General features: G+C 56.1%; 16 protein-coding genes. 10 read left to right on the forward strand and 6 right to left on the reverse strand.

Going from position 1 to position 17395, the window contains the following annotated elements:
- Positions 1–213: 213 nt before the first annotated feature.
- The 5 genes from KI810_RS12305 to KI810_RS12325 all read right to left on the reverse strand — a co-directional run bounded on the left by KI810_RS12305 (position 214) and on the right by KI810_RS12325 (position 5053).
- Complete coding sequence (locus tag KI810_RS12305; RefSeq protein ID WP_214175848.1) at positions 214–1278, reverse strand: radical SAM/SPASM domain-containing protein; 1065 nt, start codon at positions 1276–1278, stop codon at positions 214–216.
- 63 nt (positions 1279–1341) lie between these two features.
- On the reverse strand, positions 1342–2676 hold the full coding sequence (locus KI810_RS12310) for a flippase (protein WP_214175849.1): 1335 nt from the start codon (positions 2674–2676) through the stop codon (positions 1342–1344).
- Positions 2673–3611: a glycosyltransferase family 9 protein gene (locus KI810_RS12315; protein WP_214175850.1), complete on the reverse strand. Its 939-nt coding sequence runs from the start codon at positions 3609–3611 to the stop codon at positions 2673–2675. Before KI810_RS12315 ends, KI810_RS12310 begins: the two co-directional genes overlap by 4 nt.
- 9 nt (positions 3612–3620) lie before the next feature.
- A complete protein-coding gene (locus KI810_RS12320; RefSeq protein WP_214175851.1) occupies positions 3621–4046 on the reverse strand; it encodes a hypothetical protein in 426 nt (141 codons plus the stop codon).
- Between the two features lie 29 nt (positions 4047–4075).
- The gene (locus KI810_RS12325) at positions 4076–5053 is read right to left on the reverse strand and encodes a glycosyltransferase family 2 protein (protein WP_214175852.1); all 978 of its coding nucleotides are present in this window, start codon (positions 5051–5053) and stop codon (positions 4076–4078) included.
- Positions 5054–5240: 187 nt separating this feature from the next.
- Between KI810_RS12325 and KI810_RS12330 the strand changes: the two genes are divergently transcribed.
- The 6 genes from KI810_RS12330 to KI810_RS12355 all read left to right on the forward strand — a co-directional run bounded on the left by KI810_RS12330 (position 5241) and on the right by KI810_RS12355 (position 11743).
- The gene (locus KI810_RS12330) at positions 5241–6653 is read left to right on the forward strand and encodes a B12-binding domain-containing radical SAM protein (protein ID WP_343213498.1); all 1413 of its coding nucleotides are present in this window, start codon (positions 5241–5243) and stop codon (positions 6651–6653) included.
- A gap of 42 nt (positions 6654–6695) precedes the next feature.
- Complete coding sequence (locus KI810_RS12335) at positions 6696–6977, forward strand: rhodanese-like domain-containing protein (protein WP_246525568.1); 282 nt, start codon at positions 6696–6698, stop codon at positions 6975–6977.
- A gap of 15 nt (positions 6978–6992) precedes the next feature.
- A complete protein-coding gene (locus KI810_RS12340) occupies positions 6993–7706 on the forward strand; it encodes a response regulator transcription factor (RefSeq protein ID WP_214175855.1) in 714 nt (237 codons plus the stop codon).
- Positions 7703–8809 (forward strand): sensor histidine kinase, encoded by a 1107-nt coding sequence (locus KI810_RS12345; RefSeq protein WP_214175856.1) that lies wholly within the window; start codon positions 7703–7705, stop codon positions 8807–8809. Before KI810_RS12340 ends, KI810_RS12345 begins: the two co-directional genes overlap by 4 nt.
- Positions 8810–8965: 156 nt before the next feature.
- Positions 8966–10432: a B12-binding domain-containing radical SAM protein gene (locus tag KI810_RS12350; protein ID WP_214175857.1), complete on the forward strand. Its 1467-nt coding sequence runs from the start codon at positions 8966–8968 to the stop codon at positions 10430–10432.
- Positions 10433–10993: 561 nt separating this feature from the next.
- On the forward strand, positions 10994–11743 hold the full coding sequence (locus KI810_RS12355; protein ID WP_343213499.1) for a DUF3108 domain-containing protein: 750 nt from the start codon (positions 10994–10996) through the stop codon (positions 11741–11743).
- Between the two features lie 73 nt (positions 11744–11816).
- Here the strand turns inward: KI810_RS12355 and ubiE are convergent, their stop codons facing one another.
- Positions 11817–12524, reverse strand: a complete 708-nt coding sequence (gene ubiE / locus KI810_RS12360) for a bifunctional demethylmenaquinone methyltransferase/2-methoxy-6-polyprenyl-1,4-benzoquinol methylase UbiE (RefSeq protein WP_214175859.1) — start codon at positions 12522–12524, stop codon at positions 11817–11819.
- 195 nt (positions 12525–12719) lie between these two features.
- Here ubiE and cdaA point away from each other — a divergent pair, with 195 nt between their 5' ends.
- The 4 genes from cdaA to KI810_RS12380 all read left to right on the forward strand — a co-directional run bounded on the left by cdaA (position 12720) and on the right by KI810_RS12380 (position 17393).
- The gene (gene cdaA / locus KI810_RS12365) at positions 12720–14132 is read left to right on the forward strand and encodes a diadenylate cyclase CdaA (protein WP_214175860.1); all 1413 of its coding nucleotides are present in this window, start codon (positions 12720–12722) and stop codon (positions 14130–14132) included.
- Between the two features lie 103 nt (positions 14133–14235).
- The gene (locus KI810_RS12370; protein ID WP_214175861.1) at positions 14236–15270 is read left to right on the forward strand and encodes a C40 family peptidase; all 1035 of its coding nucleotides are present in this window, start codon (positions 14236–14238) and stop codon (positions 15268–15270) included.
- Between the two features lie 61 nt (positions 15271–15331).
- Entirely contained in the window at positions 15332–15745 is a 414-nt protein-coding gene (locus KI810_RS12375) for a (deoxy)nucleoside triphosphate pyrophosphohydrolase (RefSeq protein WP_214175862.1), read from the forward strand.
- Positions 15723–17393, forward strand: a complete 1671-nt coding sequence (locus KI810_RS12380; protein WP_214175863.1) for a B12-binding domain-containing radical SAM protein — start codon at positions 15723–15725, stop codon at positions 17391–17393. Before KI810_RS12375 ends, KI810_RS12380 begins: the two co-directional genes overlap by 23 nt.
- Positions 17394–17395: the final 2 nt, after the last annotated feature.

The raw sequence follows: 17395 nt of genomic DNA on the forward strand, positions 1-17395 counted from the left end.
GTCGTCTTGCTGTTCGGGCAAAAGACGCAGCGTGAGGGACAAACGCTGGTGGTCTCAATGTTTATTTCTACCGGCCTGACATTCACAATAGTCATCATATGTCGCATGACTATAGGTCTGACCAGATTGTTTACGGCATTTCTGAGCATTTGAAATTACGCCTCCAGGATTACTCGAAACAATTGGGGCAGTTCACTGGATACATTCCGTTTATCATGACACTGGTGATAATTTCTGCCGGTAATGGCGGAACCCTTTTTTATAGACGTGCAATAATAGCCGAAGTTTATCTGTCAATGATGGCGCAGTGCCGAAGTTATTGCATCTAAAGCAGACGGATTGGAGCTGGGGTGTGGTTTTGCGGTTCAATGCCCGCAAGCGGGCATCGAGGTATTTGGGGCCATACCAGATGTCGTTGAATGATTCGTTGAGAAGGTCACCAAAGGCGCTTTCTTTATCTCTGGCCTCACAGCAGGGCAAAACGCTGCCATCTGCCATTACCACAACCCGGGTAAACAATTGGTGGCATATGCCTTGAAACAGTGGATAGCAATAGTCGCCTTTGTAGCAATCGCTGATGAAGGCTCCGTTCTGCGGTAACCAGTCACGTTTCCTCGCCCCAATGTCGTAGCATTCATGGCGTGTATCAGGTTCATTGTCCCCGAGGCTGATAGGCCGCAGTTCGAGGGCTATTTTCAGGTCGGCGGCAACTTTCCGGGCGGCCGGTATTTCATGTTCATTGTGTTTATTCACGAGAAACTGCCAAATGATGCGGGGCGCTTTGCTGCGGGATTTGTTTTTAGCGACAATCAGCCTCCTGATGTTGGACAGCACCAGGGCACAGTCGCCGCCGACCCGGTATCGCGAGTACGTTTCTTGGGAGACCCCGTCGAGTGAAACAACCAACGTGTCCAGACCGGACGCGACCAACTCATCGAAAAAGGCGTCCGGCTTTGCAAAGCTGAAGTGAGTGCTGGTCACGACTTTGATGTCCCGATTGCTGGCGTATCGGATCATGGCAAACAGTTCGGGGTTCAAGAAAGGTTCCCCCGAACGGTACAGGTCTATTGTCCTGAGGAACGGCATCTTGCCGAGTATTGCTGTGAACGTGTCCATCGGCATGATGACACGATCATGGGTGATTATTTGAGCCCCGACGGGGCAGAGCGGACATTTCAACTGGCATACATTGCCTGCGGGATCGATATGGGCGCTATCGGGATAGGGCAGTCGGTCTGAGGTTAATAAATGGTCAATTATGCTTGCAAGGCTGGGCATTGATGCGCTTCCATCAGAATGACGAGAGATTTACCCCGTGGATTTCCCGGGTGGCCGGAAAGACTACCAGATTTTGGGATAGATAATTGCTTTGCTTATCATGGCGCCGGTCCTGAATGTGGATTTGAATAAAAAACATGATCCATGCCCCGCGAACCAGTAAGCAAAAATCGACGCAACAACTGCACCCATTCCGCCGTAGCGGGGAATGAGGAAATAACAAAGAACAATGTTCAGGATACACCCTGCGAGGGCTGATATAAAGTAGATTTTATACCAGTTCATGGATGCAAGAAATGTGCTCCTGGCTATTTCCAGGCTTGTGAAAAGATGGGCCCAGATCAACCAGGTCACCATGAGGCCGGCCCTCGTATATGCCTCGCCGAACAAGCTGTCGACCAGCCACTGGGAACAGAGCGTCATTGGAATTGCGATGGCGTACGCCAGCAGTGCCACCAAATTGTAGAATTTCTGCAGGCGCTCGTAGAACAGCTCGTCACTCACCTGCTTCGCCTTCACGATGCTTGGGTATACCGACCAGTAAATGGCATTCGGGATGAATATCCAAACCTCCGAAAGGCGAACCGCAACCGCATATATACCGACTTCGTGACTTCCGCTCATTTCCTGAAGCATTACCTGATCGATTCGCTGATAGATGCCAACGGAAACGAAGGAAAGCGCCAGCGGCAAGCTGTCTCGCAACAGGTTTTTTGCGGTCGCAAAGGTGGCATGCCATTTCTTGAAAGATCCCCCTGTCGCTCGATACGCAACAAGGAGGCCGGTGGCTGCGATTACCGTCTCAATGGTTACCACGATGGCAAAGGCGGTAAGGGGGGCCCTGGTCAGAATAAGGAGAACCCTAATGATGGTGCAGAGGGCAAAAGCAGCATTACGGGCGAGTACGGCATATTTCGTCTGAACCTGGGAATTAAACCATATATCTATGATGTTGAGAGACTGGAACAGGCTGCCGGCGGCGATGATGCCGACCAGCCAGTGAGTCAGGGAGTCGGCGGGGCGCAGTATCATTGCCGTCGCTGTTGCGGCGGCAAAGGCTGCAAAACCCCCTGCCAGCTTGACGGCAAAGGCTGTCCCCAGCGTCTCGTCCTTGTTCTCCGGATCGCGAACGACATTGCGAACCACAATTTCGTCAAGACCAAGAGTTACAAGTGGGACAAAGAGTCCGGCAAATGCGAGGGCATAACTGAGCAGACCAAAGTTTTCAGGGCCGAGATAGCGGGCTATCCAGACGTTGACGAACAGCCCTACGCCCATGCGCAGAATCTTTTCGAACATGAGCCAGCCGCTGTTGCCGATGGCCTTCTGGAGTTGTTGCCGCCCATCCAGTTTTTCCCGAAGGATTCCGGGCAGGTATTTGGTCCAGGCTGCGTTCATGGTCGCAGGCTTCCCATGACCTCAACTGGCGACGGCCAACCCGAAAGAATCTGATCCGACCAGTAACCCGCGACCGGCCGGTAGCCGCGGGGGCTGGATGGCGACGACAGGGCCGTTACGCCGGGCGGCAGCCATTCCGCAATATTCGAACAGCGCGACAATGCCAGGGTTCGGCACCCCAGATATGCGGCCAGGTGCATCGGCCCCGAGTCATTGGTGATGACGCATCGGCTGTTGCGCAGATGCGCCACCAGTTCCGGCCATGCCGGCCTTTGCACCATAGCATCTGAGATCCCCGATGGAAGCTGGTCCCTGGGGCCGGCCAGGATCTCTACGAGGTTCCCTGCTTTCTTCAAAAGCGCTGCCAGTTCGCCCACATGGGGATACTGTTTGGAGCGCCATTGTGCGCCGACGTGAATCACTACGGGGGCATTTTCCTGTTTCTCCGGGTGGGCGAGGCAGGCCCGTTCGAGCGAACTGAAAGGGATACCGACGGCTTTGGCCCAGGCGCAGTAGCGATTGCGCACACCCAGATAGCCATGTTTGAAGGGCAGGTCAAACAGGGATAGTTTCCGGGCACAAAATGGCAGCCAACCGCTGAAATTGAAGGTCGCTCCTCGAATAATCCTGTGCGCCGCAACCCAATCGCGAATATCGCCGCGAATGCTGATTACCTCTGTTATGTGGTGTGTGTCGGATTTTAATGCAGTTACTGTTGAAATGGCGTCCCCGAGAGAGAAGAGCTTTTTGTCGGTACGCCAGACATAGGGAAGATCCAGAGGCAGCAGGTTGAGCGAGCCGTTGGATGCCAGTTGCAGTACTTCATGCCAGCGACTGTTACATGCAAGGATTATGCGGTCAGGGGTGAGTCTGGCGATGGAAGCGGCGATGATGGCATCGCCGAGGTTCCAGGGTTCAAAGAGCAAGATCACCATACACTCCAGCTATTTCAGTTTCTTGTAGCGAGCGGGCGTGTATCCGCTTACCTTCATGGTGAATTTGTTGCCCTTCAATTCCACTCCGTAGGCAATGGGTGCCTTCGACCAGTCACTCTGCGAGTTCCCCATCATGGCCAGCATGATGTCCATCCCCTTCAGTTCCGGGTTCTTCGCGGTTGCAGCCTCGGCTTCTGCCGGCGTCGGATTGACTTTGTACCTGAACGGCATCGGCATATTGGCTGATATCATTTTCCCGTCGGCGGTAAAATCTATCTGCTTGCCGACAAAGGGGCAGGGCTTGCCATCTTTGCCCATGGCATTTTCAACCAGCTTCCAGGTGCCGACAAGTGCTGCTTTGTCCAGAGCCACTGCTGCTGATGCCATTGACATGACGATTGCCAGTGCTGAAAAAAACAGAATTATGCGATTCATAAGCAGATGTTCTCCCCTGGTTTATTTTGCTACTGTTTCTCCCGGATGCCGGGATGAGGGTCTGTTGGACCGGGGTGTTCCAGTTTCTTGACTCGATACTGGACGTCTTCCATCAGTCGGCGGTTTACCGCCAGGAGGTCGGCCAGGAAAGCGGTCAGTATGGTCTGGAAGCCGACGCCGAGCAGTATGGATGATAATATCAGCGACTGCACATGCCCGCCACCATCGCCGGTAACGTAATAGTACAGGAATCTGGCTCCTCCGAGCAAGCCGAGCGAGAGGGCCGTCAACCCCACTGACATGAAGAATCTGAACGCCTTGTACACGACAAAGATCCTGACGATCGTGACCAGGGACTTTCTGATGTAGGATGAATTGCTCTTTACCAGACGCGACGGACGCAGTGAGCTGTTGACGCGTACCGGGACCGATGCCGTGGCAATGTTCTTCTGGCCCGCCTGGATTATGGTTTCCAGCGTATAGGTGTAGTCATTGAAAACATTGAAACGCATGGCGGCTTCGCGGGTCATGGCCCGGAATCCGCTTGGCGCGTCGGGAATGGTTGTCTTGCTGACAAAGCGGACGATGGTGCTGCCGGCCTTTTGCAACATCTTCTTCGTCAGCGAAAAAGACTCGATTTCGTCGATGGGACGGGCACCGATAACCACATCGGCGCTCCCTGCGAGAATAGGGGCGACCAGGGCCGGAATATCGGCGGCCAGGTACTGGTTGTCGGCATCGGTGTTGACGATGACATCGGCGCCGAGCTTGATGCAGCTGTCCAGTCCGGCCATAAAGGCTCGGGCCAGTCCCTGGTTTTTGGTGAAGCTGACAACATGGTCCGCACCGTTATTCAGGGCAACCTCTGCGGTTCCGTCAGTGCTGCCGTCGTTGATGACCAGCCATTCCACGCGGTCAAATCCTGGTATTTCACGCGGCAGATCTTTCAGGGTAACGGGCAGAGCCGCTGCCTCATTGAAGCATGGTATCTGGATGATGAGTTTCATAGGCGTTTCCCGCTATTTTTCACACGGCATGCTTGCCGGAAATGGCTGGATTTTATGGCTGTATCATGCTAGTGTTCCATGTGATTTGTCAGAAATGCAACGTACTGTATTTCAAGGGAGATGTCGAATAAAAACCGCCGCAACCCCCAAGAAAGTCCTGTTTGTAACCCCTCCTTATCACAGTGGCGTGGATGAAATTGCCGGCCGCTGGATTCCCCTCGGTTTGGTCTATCTTGCCGGTGCCGCCCGTCTGGCGGGTCTGGATGCAGGTATCTACGATGCCATGGCCAAGGGGCATGCCTATCCCGAGATCGAGCACCGTCTTCGCGAATCCATGGCGGATTACGTGGCCTCCACCGCGATTACCGCTACCATCAATGACGCGGTCAAGACCCTTGACCTGGCCAAGAGGACCAACCCGGATACCGTAACCATCCTGGGGGGCGTGCACCCGACTTTCATGTCTGAAGAGGTGCTGGCAAGCTCTGCCGCTGTTGATTACGTCATCATCGGCGAGGGCGAGGTCACGTTCCGGCATCTGCTGGAGGTGCTGGAGGCTGGCGGCGATCCGGCAACGGTTGCCGGCATTGCCTTCCGACGGGATGGAACGGTCGTCAAGACCGGCAGGCGTTCCCCCATGGATGCCATTGATGATCTCCCGGCCGCGTGGGATCTGCTCGACTGGGGGGACTATTACAGTCTGGTGATTCCCGACTCCCGCCTGGGGGCGATCAGTACCTCCCGGGGGTGTGATCATGACTGCACATTCTGCTCCCAGCAGAAGTTCTGGGAACAGTCCTGGCGCGCCCGGGACCCCCGGAAGGTGGCCGACGAGCTGGAATATCTGCATACGATGCACCGCGTCAATGTTTTCATGATTACCGATGAGCATCCCACCCACAGCCGGGACCGTTGGGAGGCCCTGCTCGATGCCGTTATCGCCAAGGATATGCCGGTATATCTCTTGATGGAAACCAGGGCCGCGGATATCATCCGGGACAGGGACATCCTCTGGAAGTACCGCAAGGCAGGCATCATCTATCTATCAACCGGGATCGAGACAGCCGACCAGGCTGTCCTCGATGCAGTGAACAAAGGGATGCTTCTGAGTGAAGTCCGGCAGGTCTTTGATCTCCTTCGCGAGCAGGAGATCGTGTCCGAGGCGTCGTTCATGGTCGGTTTTCCCGACGAAACGTCCGAGAGCATAAAGAAGACCATGCAGCTGGCCCAGCAGTACAACCCCGACATTGCGAACTTTTTTACGTTCACCCCCTGGCCGTATGCAGAAGGGTACCATGACCTCAATCCCCTTGTGCGGGTCCACGATTATGCAAAATACAACATGGTCGATCCTGTCATTGAGCCCCGCAACATGAGCATGCTCCAGATAGAAGTTGCCATAGCCGACGGCTACCGCAATTTTTACATGGGCAAGATAGTAGAATACATGACCATGAAGGCCGGCTTCAGGCGTGACTATCTGATGCGCATCACCAAGCTGTTCATGAGCAGTCACTTTGTCATGAGAAAACTGGGAATCGGCATACTTGGCAAGATTCCGGCGACAATTGATGCGATGAAAATGAAATCCAGGGGATGACAGGGTAATTGGCGTATGGAACCCCGGCTACTTGCAGAAAAAATGGCATCCGGACAGCCTCCGACAGTGATAGACGTCCGCACGGGATTTGAGTTCAAGGCTGGCCATATTCCCGGTGCGATCAACGCGCCGGTCTGGAAAATACTGCTGCGACTGGTTTCGCTCCCCCAGGATAAAAACGCCGAACTTGTCGTGCTGTGCGAGCTTGGCCCCCGTGCCATGATGGGCAAGGCGCTGCTCGGCTTCCTCGGTTTCCGCAAGGTCACGCTTCTTGCGGGTCACATGGCTGCCTGGCGGCGTTCAGGTCTTCCCGTAGTTCATTGATTCGGAGAAAATGGCATGTCCCAGTCCATCGGCAACCAGGGAACGGTGTTGATCGTAGAAGACGACCGCAATACCGCCGCGCTGGTCGCAACGTATCTCGAACGGGAGGGGTTCTCGACGGTTGTTGTCCACGACGGTGGGGAGGCGCTCCAGGCCGCCGACGACTGCAATCCCGTTTTCGTCATCCTCGATGTCATGCTGCCGAACGTTGACGGCTGGGAGATTTGCGGGGGTCTGCGGAAAAGTTCCGATGTCCCCGTCCTGATGCTTACGGCAAGGGAAGAGGAGGTCGACCGGGTTGCGGGCCTGGCCATGGGGGCGGACGACTACGTCGTAAAGCCGTTCAGCCCCCGCGAGCTGGTGGAACGGGTCAAGGCGATCCTGCGCCGCATCAGGCCGGTTTCGCCCGCCATGACGACAACTCTCTCGTTTGCCGGGCTGGAGTTGGATCCCGAGAAGCGCAGGGTCACCCGCGATGGAAAACCTGTTCCCCTGACAACGTGGGAGTACAAACTTCTGTACGCCCTGATGAGCTCTCCCGGGAAGGCCCTTTCCCGTGAGGAACTTCTGAGTCAGTGCTATCGGAACAGCGAGGCGGTTATCGACCGGGTCATCGACGTGCACATCGGCAAACTCCGTCAAAAGATCGAGGATGATCCTGCCACCCCCCGTTTCATCCTGACCGTGCGTGGCCATGGCTATTCTTTCAGCGACGGGGCACAACGATGAGGCAGAGGTTTCTCTGGAAGCTGCTGGTTGGCCACTTTGTCCCGATTTTTGCGATTTTTTCGCTGGTGGCCTGGCAAGCCGTAGACCGGCAGGCGGCGAAGTATTACCAGGAGCTGGAAGAGCGGTTCCACGTCTCGCCGCTCGATGCGCACAACAGGTTTCTTGACGCTATCCACCACCACATGTTCTGGGGCATTTTCGCTGCCCTGGCCTTTACCCTGCTGTTTACCTACCTCCTGACCACCTGGGTCCTGCGCCCCCTGCTGCAGATCACCGACATCACCAGGAAGGTTGCCGACGGCAATTATTCCGAACGGGTCAACGTGGTATCACGCTATGAGGGGGGGCAACTCGCCGATGCCTTCAACCACATGGCCGATAACCTGGAGACGGTTGAACGGCTGCGCAAGAACATGGTCGCCGACATATCCCACGAGCTGCGCACCCCGCTGACCAACCTGCGCGGTTACCTGGAGGGATTGAGCGACTCCGTCGTGCCCCCCACTCCGGAAACCTTCAGGATGCTCGAGCAGGAGGTCTTGCGTCTCGTTCATTTGGTCGACGATCTCCAGCAACTGGCGAGAGCCGATGCCGCCAAGGCATTTCTCGAGTGCCGTGAGCTCTCCCTCCACGAACTGCTCGGCCAGATCATGGCCCTGTACCTGCCCAATTTCCAGGAGAAGGAGATTGATGTGCAGTGGCAACTCGACCCAGCGGGGGATCTGGTGACGGCAGACCGGGACAAGCTGCTGCAGGCGATTCGCAACCTGGCCGACAATGCCTGGAAATATACGCCGCGCCGGGGAACCGTGACCATTTCGACGCAGCGTACCGCGGACGGCGTAAAGACTGTCTTCGCCAACAGCGGCGCGGTCATTGCGGCAGATGATATTCCGTATCTGTTCGAACGGTTTTTCCGGGCTGATCGTTCCCGCTCCCGGGATGCCGGGGGTGCGGGTATCGGGCTGGCAATCGTCAAGGAGCTTGTCGAGGCCCATGGCGGTACGGTAGGCGCGGAAAGCGACGGGAAATGGACCCGCGTCTGGTTCAACCTCCCTCGTGCCGTTGCGGTACACCTGACGAATGCTGGCAAAAACGTGTAACACAACTCTTCCTTTTATCCCTCGACTCCCCTTCTGTTCATCTGATTCTTTACCAAATCTTTACATGACCATCATGCGTTTCGTTGATACAGTTCATCAGGTGCTTTGCGCGCTTCGCCTTTTCAAAATTGAGTCATGTATGCCGGGGAGGAACAGATGAGCAAGATTCTTTTCGTAACAGCCCCTTACCACTGCTGGGGAGTGCAGGTTGTCGGCAAATGGCCCCCCCTGCATCTGGCCTATCTCGCCGGAGCCGCGCTTGAGGCGGGACACGAAGCCAGAATATTCGATGCCATGAACAAGGGCCTTGGGTTTGGCGATATCAGGGGGGAGATTGAGCGATTCCAACCCGACTTCGTCATGACCCTGGATTACCTTCCGGTTACCGGCGCCATAAGCACCGCTACTGTTCCCGATGCCCTCAGGATTCTGGATGTTGCCAAAGAGGTGAATCCGGCCATTGTCACCCTGCTGGGAGGACCCCATCCCACCTTTATGTTCGGTGAAATTCTCGAAGACGGCAATAACCACGTCGATTATATCCTGAAGGGTGAGCCGGAGCAGACCTTGAAGCAGCTGCTCGCCGCAATTCCGGAAGGAAAAGGGAAAGACGTTAAGGGGATTGCGTATCGGGAAGAGGGGAACGTCGTTTCGAACGCCAACCAGCCCCACATTGTCGAGCTTGACTCCCTGAATCCGGCGTGGCACCTGCTGGATTGGGATGACTACCAGTACCGCGTCGCGCCCGGCGGCAGAATGGCATCCATCCTGACATCCCGCGGCTGTGACATGGAGTGCGCATTCTGCAGCCAGAGGATGTTCTGGCGCGAGGACTGGCGCTGCCGGAAACCGGAAAACGTCATCAATGAGATGGCCCACCTGATCGAGACCTACAATATCAGCTTTTTTACGCTGATTGATGCCTACCCCACCAAGATCCGGGAGCGCTGGGAGCTGTTTCTGGACCTGTTGATCGAGCGGAAGTTTGGCGTCCAGCTCCTCATAGAAACCAGGGTGGAAGATATCATCAGGGATGCTGACATTCTGCACAAGTATGCGGAGGCCGGGATCATCCACATATACATCGGTGCGGAGAGTGCCGACAAGGATACCCTGAACAGTCTGAACAAAGGCACCAGTTTCGAGCAGAACAAGCAGGCACTGGATCTGTGCCGCGACGCGGGCATCATCACGGAAGCATCGTTCATGATAGGCTTTCCGAATGAAACATGGGATTCCATCGACAGCACCATCGAATCCGCCAAGTATCTCAATCCGGATATCGCCGTGTTTCCCGTAGTCACCCCCATGCCGTTTACCCCGATTCATGCGGATATGAAGGATCGTATCAGGGTATGGGATTACTCGAAATACAATCTGGTTACTCCCATTGTCGAGCCGTTCGAGATGTCCATGGACGAAATTACCCAGGCGCTCGGTACCTGTTACATGAAGTTTTACACCGACAAGGTGCAGGAGATTGTCGCGCTGGAGGATGGGTTCAAGCGACGCTACATGATGAGTGCGTTCAAGCTGATGATGAAAGATCACGGGAAGCATTTCGATTTCTCCGCTTCCGGCATGCCGATGCATTTTACGACAGACGCCTTTGTGAGTTATTGAGATTGTTTTTTTAGTGTGTAGGTGTATCGAATAATCCACACTCTGCGGGTGTGACAGGCAGCTGACAAAGTCCTCGCCAATGGCGGGGACTTTTTTTACAATGCTGACTGGGATATCTAGGAGGAAAGAACGTTCGCCATGAATGAAAGAATCCGCATACCGGCAATCTGTGTCTGCTTGTCCATCATGGTGCACTTCCTTCTGCTGTCTCCACTGGGGAAGCTTGGCAGTTACAATTTTGCCAGACCGGTCAGCCTGCTTCAGGCTGTTATGGTTGATTTGAAGAGGCAAGGTGATAATGCTGAGCCTGCCAGGGGAACCGGGGGCAAAATACCTGTGCCTGTTGAGGCAGCAGGCGGTGACGCAGATACGAAAGATTCTGCAAGCCCTGTTTCCGCGGCTGGTACGTTGGTCGATACGCCGCAGAAAGAGGCCCCTCAGCGCCAGATCAGCCCGGAGCAGGCAGCTGACGGGGCTGCGCTACCTACGGCTAAGACTGACCCCCCTACCCAGAACAATGCAAATCCCAGCGAGTCAATGCCTGCGGCAGCACGGAAAACAGTGTCGGCACACGCAAAAAACCCGCCGCTGAGAACAGCCGGCGAGTTCCTGGCAACGGAACGGGAAAAGCTTACCTACCAGATAAGCATGTTCGGCCTTCCGGTGGGTGGTGCCGAACTTGAGGCGAAAAACGAGCGGGGGGAGGTGCGGATCACGCTCAAGGTCACGACAAACGCTCTCCTCTCCAGTTTGTATCCCGTGGATGATTTCGTCGAAACGCGACATATCGGCGGCAATTTCATTGTCACCAAGATACGGCAACAGGAAGGCTCGTTCCGCAGCAATCGGGGATTTACTCTCTTTCTGCGGGACAAGAAAGTATTCTGGCACGACCTCCTCAGCCACAAAAGCAGTAACGAAACCGTTCCCACAAGCGATGTTCTCGATCTTCTCTCCGGATTTTACTTCCTGCGAGGGAAGCCGCTTAAAGTCGGTACGCCGGAATTGCTCCAGGTCTATGACAGCGATCGGTACACCGAAATTCCCGTCGAGGTGCTGCGTCGGGAACAGGTGAGCCTGCCAGGTTTCAGGAAAGCCGATACCCTCGTGATCAAACCGCAACTCAAGACCGACGGCATATTCAAGCGGACCGGAGATGTGACGATCTGGCTGACAGATGATGACTTCAGGGCGCCGGTGAAGGTGGAGACCCAAATCCCCCTCGGCACGGTGACGGCAGAACTCCTGTCAGCCGAAACCGAAAAGGCGAAGGCAGCTCCGACCGCTTCCCTGCCCGAAGCGCGGGAATAGCTCCACAGCCATCGTTCAATTGTTTTCAGGGGAGTTGATGCGATTGCTCCCTGTCGGCATGGGGCAAGAAGGGTTATTTATCCCCAATGTACACCGTGGCGATGCCGAAGGTGAGATCAATGTGGCGGAGGTGTCTGAAGCCCGCCGCTGCCATGAGGGTTTTGAATTCCTCGCGGGGGGGGAATTCCATGACAGAATCGGGGAGGTACTGATAGGCGCTCTGGCGGGAGAAGAGGCCGCCGATGCGGGGGAGGACCTTGAGAAAGTAGAACTGGTAGATTGCCCGGAACGGGGGGAAGGTGGGGGTTGAGAATTCCAGGATGACGACCCGGCCTCCGGGCTTGAGCACCCGGTACATCTCGTTGAGGCCAAGCTGCCGGTCCACGACGTTGCGGATGCCGAAGGCGATGGTGATGCCGTTGAACCGGTTGTCGGCGAAGGGGAGTGCCTCGCAGGGAGAAATCTCGAAGGTGATGCGGCCGGCATGGGGTGATGCGGCAACTTTTTGCCGGCCGATCTCCACCATTTCGCGGCTCACGTCAGCGCCGACGATGGTTACATCCCGCGGACTCTGCCGTGCTATCTCCAGTGCCACGTCGCCGGTACCGGTGGCGATGTCGAGGAGCTCTCCGCTGTCCGGGATCGCCAGCTGGCCAACGGCAAAGCGCCGCCAGTGCCGGTCGATGCCGAGGGAGAGGAGCCGGTTGAGAAAGTCGTAACGGGGGGCGATCTCGTCGAACATCGACCGGATCCTATCCCCCTTTTCGCTTAATTTATACATTTTTACTACCTTTATTGTGGTGGAAATGGTATGAAATCGGCTTGTGAACTGCTGTGTTTGCGGGTCCGACAGGTTGTAACATAAAACCAGCCGGCCATGCCAGTAAATTGTTGCGGGGCTGTGGGGTCCAGCGGTACCCTTGGAACCTGCGAGGGACTACCTGCAACAGGGACGAACCGCCAGAAAAGGAATTCAGTGTTTCCCTATATCCGTGTCCAGGACGTAATCGATATCGTCATCATGAGCTTTCTGCTCTACCAGCTTTATAGCTGGTTCAGGAATACCAAGGCCATGCAGGTGGTGATCGGGCTTGGCTTTCTTGGCGCCCTCTATGTGGTGACCAAGAATCTGGGGCTCTTCATGACGAGCTGGATCCTCCAGGAACTGGGGACGGTTCTGTTCGTGCTCCTCATCGTCATCTTCCAGTCCGAGATACGGCAGGCGCTCTACCGATTCAGTCTGCTCCGCAACCTGTTCGACCGCCAGGAAAGCCCTGTCCAGCTCGACTTCATGGATATTGCGAACACCGTGTTCTCCCTGGCTTCCCGTCGAACCGGCTCCATCATCGTTTTTCAGCGCCGGGAACCACTGGATGAATACCTGCTGCATGGTGTGCCAGTGGACGGCCTGGTGACTGCCCAGCTCATCGGGAGCATCTTCCGCGACGGCACTCCCCTCCATGATGGCGCAGTGCTCATTCGTGACGGTCGTGTGATCCAGGCATCCTGCCATCTCCCCCTTTCGGCGAACGCAGACATCCCCCAGCATTATGGAACTCGCCACCGGGCAGGGCTTGGCATTACCGAACGGTCCGACGCAGTGGTAGTCATCGTGTCAGAAGAACGAGGTGAGGTTTCTCTCGCACTGGCCGGGGAACTTCATTCTGTTGCCACTCCCGAGCAGTTGAGCGAGAAACTCCACACGCTCCTTGCTCCTCCGTCCCCGGATGCCGGGAAAATTTCCTGGCGCCATCGGCTGTTTGGCAATCTGATGCCGAAGCTGGCAACGGTTTTGCTGGTGGTGGCCTGCTGGCTGCTTATCACCACCCGGGAGGGAGGTGTCCTTACGGTCGCGGCACCAATCAAGTATCACAATCTTCCGGACGGGCTTGTCCTGACGCGGACAACCCCGGAAGAGGTGGAGGTACAGCTCAAATTCATCAGCCGCCTTATTCCATCGCCGAAGAATCTGGATGTGGTCGCTGACTTGGACCTTTCCGGCATTCGGGAAGGGAGCAGTCAATTGGCGGTCAAGGAGGATAATTTCCAACTGCCGACCGGGGTAGTGGTAACCGGGGTAAAGCCGTCGATGGTACGCCTTATGGCCGAGAGAAAAATTCGCAAAACGGTCCCTATCCGGATAAAAACGGTGGGAACGCTCCCGGGTCAGCTGCGGTTGAAAAGGCTTGCAAGTGAGCCCAGGACAGTTCAGGCAGAAGGGCCGGCCCATTTATTAAATCAGTTGGAGAGCATTGCTACTGAAGAAGTCGATCTTGCGGTGATCCGCCAGAGCACGGTGATGGAAAAACGCCTGATGATGCCGTCTCCCCAATTGCGAGTGCTGCAGGACGAGCCAGTAAAGGTGCGTGTGACTATAGTCGGTCGCTAACGCTTTGATTTGGCAGGTTTCCTGCAAGCTTGACAAAAGCGCCGAGTTGTTATATAAAGATGCTCGCTTTTGCTATTTTTATAAAACAATGAGAGGAGGGGGCATGAAGAAGAGCAGTGCAATAGTTTGGGTCTGCCTCGTATTTGTGATGACCTTCCCTTCGCTTGTCTTTGCGGCAAAGACGCATCGTGTCAAGCGGAATGAAACCCTTCACGCCATTTCAAAAAAATACCACGTTACCGTGGCCGACCTCAAGACCGCAAACAATCTGGTCCACAATCAGGTAAAAAAAGGCGATACCCTGGTCATTCCTCTGCGCTCCGCCGGTGTCAACGGCAAGAAAGCTGCTGCTGGAACGTATCGCGTCAAGAAGGGTGACAATTTTTCGCGGATCGCCAAGAAGACCGGCGTGTCGCTCAGCGAATTGAAGCGGTTGAACCCCAGCACAAAGGGCCGTTTAAAGGTTGGACAGGATATTGCCCTGCGTGATGCCGATGCGGTGGAGGATGAAAAGCCGCGTATTGCCAAAGCAAGCGGTGTCTACCTTAAGAACAACGACCTGTTCAGCGAGAAGGATTACGAGCAGAGTCTTGCGGATCTGACCGAGGCCGACCCGTCCAAGCCGGTGGACCTGACCAAGAACCTGGAGTTGAAAACCGATAACGTAACCCTCCTGAAGTCGAAAGCCTACGGCTTTCTCGGTACGCGCTACCGTTTCGGAGGCAGCAGTCGGAACGGCATCGACTGCTCCAGTTTTGTCCAGCAGGTGTTCCGCGAGATGGAAGTATCCCTTCCCCGTACTGCCCGCGAACAGTTTGAGGTGGGCAACGAAGTTTCCCCCGGCGATCTGCAGAAGGGTGATCTGGTCTTTTTCCGCACTTACGCCCGTTTCCCTTCCCATGTCGGCATCTATCTGGGGGGGAACAAGATGATCCATGCCTCCTCCAGGGACCGGCGCGTGGTGATTTCCACCATGGATACCCCCTATTACCGGGCCCGCTTTCTCGGTGCCAAGAGGATCGGCAAGATCAACCCCCAGGTATTCAAGTGGGATGACCTGCTTTCGGGCGTCGAGGAAGAGATGGCCGATGACGCCCAGGCAAATGATGCTCTCGGCATTTCCCTCAACAACAACTGAGGAAAATCGGCAGCAACGCTGAAAAATCCGGCCTCTGGCCGGATTTTTTTTTGAGGTGACCATGCATCCCCTTCTCGTTACGGCAGCCCTTATCGAACATGGCGGGAACGTACTGTTGACGCGTCGGCGAGCGGATGTCCCCTATCCCAATCTGTGGGAGTTCCCCGGCGGCAAGCTCGAACCGGGAGAGGACCCCCGCACCTGCATTGTCCGGGAAATTTTCGAAGAGCTGGGGATAACGGTTACAGCAGGGGCCGTCTTCGACGTAATTTATCACAGGTACCCGGAACGCACTGTTCTGGTCCTGGTCTACCGCTGCCACTGGACTTCCGGAGAGATCACGGACCTCGAAGTTGCCGAACACCGTTGGGTCCGGCCGTCCGACCTTGCGGGCTATCGACTGTTGCCGGCAGACATGCCTCTGGCGGAAAGGATCAGCAGAGAGTTCGGTCATGAGGATACTTCTCGCCTATAAAACCACCGGCCGTAGCGCCGCCGATCCCTATACGTCACTTCTCCCCGTCGGGCTGGCCTCCATCTGTGCGCTGCTCCGCCGGGAGGGAATGAGGGCGAGGCTTGCCAACTTTTCTCCCTTTTCCTGGGAGAAAACCACGGACTTGCTGGCCGAAGAACAACCCGATCTCGTGGGAATATCCCAGTTCACCCATAACCGGTTCGCAACCCTGCGCCTGGCTGAACTTGCAAAACGGGTGAATCCCCGGTGTCTAGTCGTGTTGGGGGGACCCCACGCGACCCACCGCAGCAGGGAACTCCTGGCCGGTTTCCAGCAGGTGGACGGGGTGGTGCTCGGCGAAGGGGAGGAAACGTTTCTTGAGCTTGCACGCCATCTGCAGCGGTCTGGTGACCGTGATTTGACGGCAATTCGTGGGCTGGCATGCCGCCGTGGGGATGAAATCGTCGTTACGCCGTCACGTCCCCCCATTGCCGACCTTGATGCTCTCCCTTCCGCTATATCTTGTTATCACGACGCCATCGGGGTTGACCTCCAGCGCCAATTGGAATTCATCATCACCTCCCGGGGGTGTCCCGCCGCCTGCCGCTTCTGCTCTTCTCCCCTGTTCTGGGGACGCAGCCTCCGTTTCCGTTCTCCCCGGGCTATCGTGGACGAATTGCGAGCCATACGCGACACTCACGGCCTCCTCTATTTTTCACTGCGGGATGATACCTTCACCGCCGACCGTCGGCGTGTTCTTGAATTCTGCCGCCTGCTCGTGGAGGAGCGTCTTCATGTCATGTGGAACTGCCAGTCCCGGGTTGCCAGTGTGGATGAGGAAATGCTCGGCTGGATGAAGCGGGCTGGCTGTGAATGCGTACAGTACGGCGTGGAGTCCGGGTCCGAGCGGATACTGAGATCCCTCGGGAAACGGATCACCCCCGAACAGGTCCGGCAAGCGGCTGCCGTCACACGCCGGGTCGGACTCCATCTCTCCATCTATCTTATTACCGGGGTGCCTGGCGAAACCGACGAGGATCTTCAGGCGACTCTGCGGCTCATTAACGACATAAAGCCCCACGACGGGCAGGTATCTCCGCTTGCCTGTTATCCCGGCACGAGCCTTTTTTCGGATCTTGTCGCGTCGGGAGGGTGCACTTCCGACCTGTTCGAACGGGACCGTCGGGAGGCATTCTATCTCCGTGACGATCCCTTTGTTGCCGTCTCGACACAAAAACTTCTCGACCGGCTGACGCGAACCGCGGCCCGCAACGAATTTCGTCCGGCCGATTTTGCAGCACAGAAAAAGCTGTTGGGGTTTTGCCACGCAACCAATCTCATGGCGGGGGAACGGTATGAAGCGGTGGGTGATATGTTCGAGGCGGAGCGGGAATACCGGGAGATTGTCGCCCGGCAGCCGGACAACCCGTGGGGATGGCTGGCAATCGGTGAACTATACGGTGGATTGGGGAACATTGGCGAAGCGGAGAAGGCCTTTCTCCGGGTGCTGGAACTGGTTCCCGCCCATGCGCCTGCCTGTGTGGCGCTGGGGGAGTTGTGCCGGCTACGTGGCGCTAAGCCCCAGGCTGAAGCCTGGTATCGCCGGGCATTGAGCCTCACTCCCGGTGAACCGACTGCTCTGGCCGGACTCAACCTGCTGACAAAATAAAA

The organism is Geomobilimonas luticola (genome assembly GCF_018476905.1).
GTDB lineage: Bacteria > Desulfobacterota > Desulfuromonadia > Geobacterales > Geobacteraceae > Geomobilimonas > Geomobilimonas luticola.

Bases quoted from the DNA above. Each gene is read 5' to 3' on its own strand.
- KI810_RS12320 (WP_214175851.1), bottom strand. From the start codon at position 4,046: ATGAATCGCATAATTCTGTTTTTTTCAGCACTGGCAATCGTCATGTCA.
- KI810_RS12305 (WP_214175848.1), bottom strand. From the start codon at position 1,278: ATGCCCAGCCTTGCAAGCATAATTGACCATTTATTAACCTCAGACCGA.
- KI810_RS12380 (WP_214175863.1), top strand. From the start codon at position 15,723: ATGAGGATACTTCTCGCCTATAAAACCACCGGCCGTAGCGCCGCCGAT.
- KI810_RS12350 (WP_214175857.1), top strand. From the start codon at position 8,966: ATGAGCAAGATTCTTTTCGTAACAGCCCCTTACCACTGCTGGGGAGTG.
- KI810_RS12345 (WP_214175856.1), top strand. From the start codon at position 7,703: ATGAGGCAGAGGTTTCTCTGGAAGCTGCTGGTTGGCCACTTTGTCCCG.
- KI810_RS12375 (WP_214175862.1), top strand. From the start codon at position 15,332: ATGCATCCCCTTCTCGTTACGGCAGCCCTTATCGAACATGGCGGGAAC.
- KI810_RS12325 (WP_214175852.1), bottom strand. From the start codon at position 5,053: ATGAAACTCATCATCCAGATACCATGCTTCAATGAGGCAGCGGCTCTG.
- KI810_RS12370 (WP_214175861.1), top strand. From the start codon at position 14,236: ATGAAGAAGAGCAGTGCAATAGTTTGGGTCTGCCTCGTATTTGTGATG.
- KI810_RS12335 (WP_246525568.1), top strand. From the start codon at position 6,696: ATGGCATCCGGACAGCCTCCGACAGTGATAGACGTCCGCACGGGATTT.
- KI810_RS12315 (WP_214175850.1), bottom strand. From the start codon at position 3,611: ATGGTGATCTTGCTCTTTGAACCCTGGAACCTCGGCGATGCCATCATC.
- KI810_RS12310 (WP_214175849.1), bottom strand. From the start codon at position 2,676: ATGAACGCAGCCTGGACCAAATACCTGCCCGGAATCCTTCGGGAAAAA.
- KI810_RS12340 (WP_214175855.1), top strand. From the start codon at position 6,993: ATGTCCCAGTCCATCGGCAACCAGGGAACGGTGTTGATCGTAGAAGAC.
- ubiE (WP_214175859.1), bottom strand. From the start codon at position 12,524: ATGTATAAATTAAGCGAAAAGGGGGATAGGATCCGGTCGATGTTCGAC.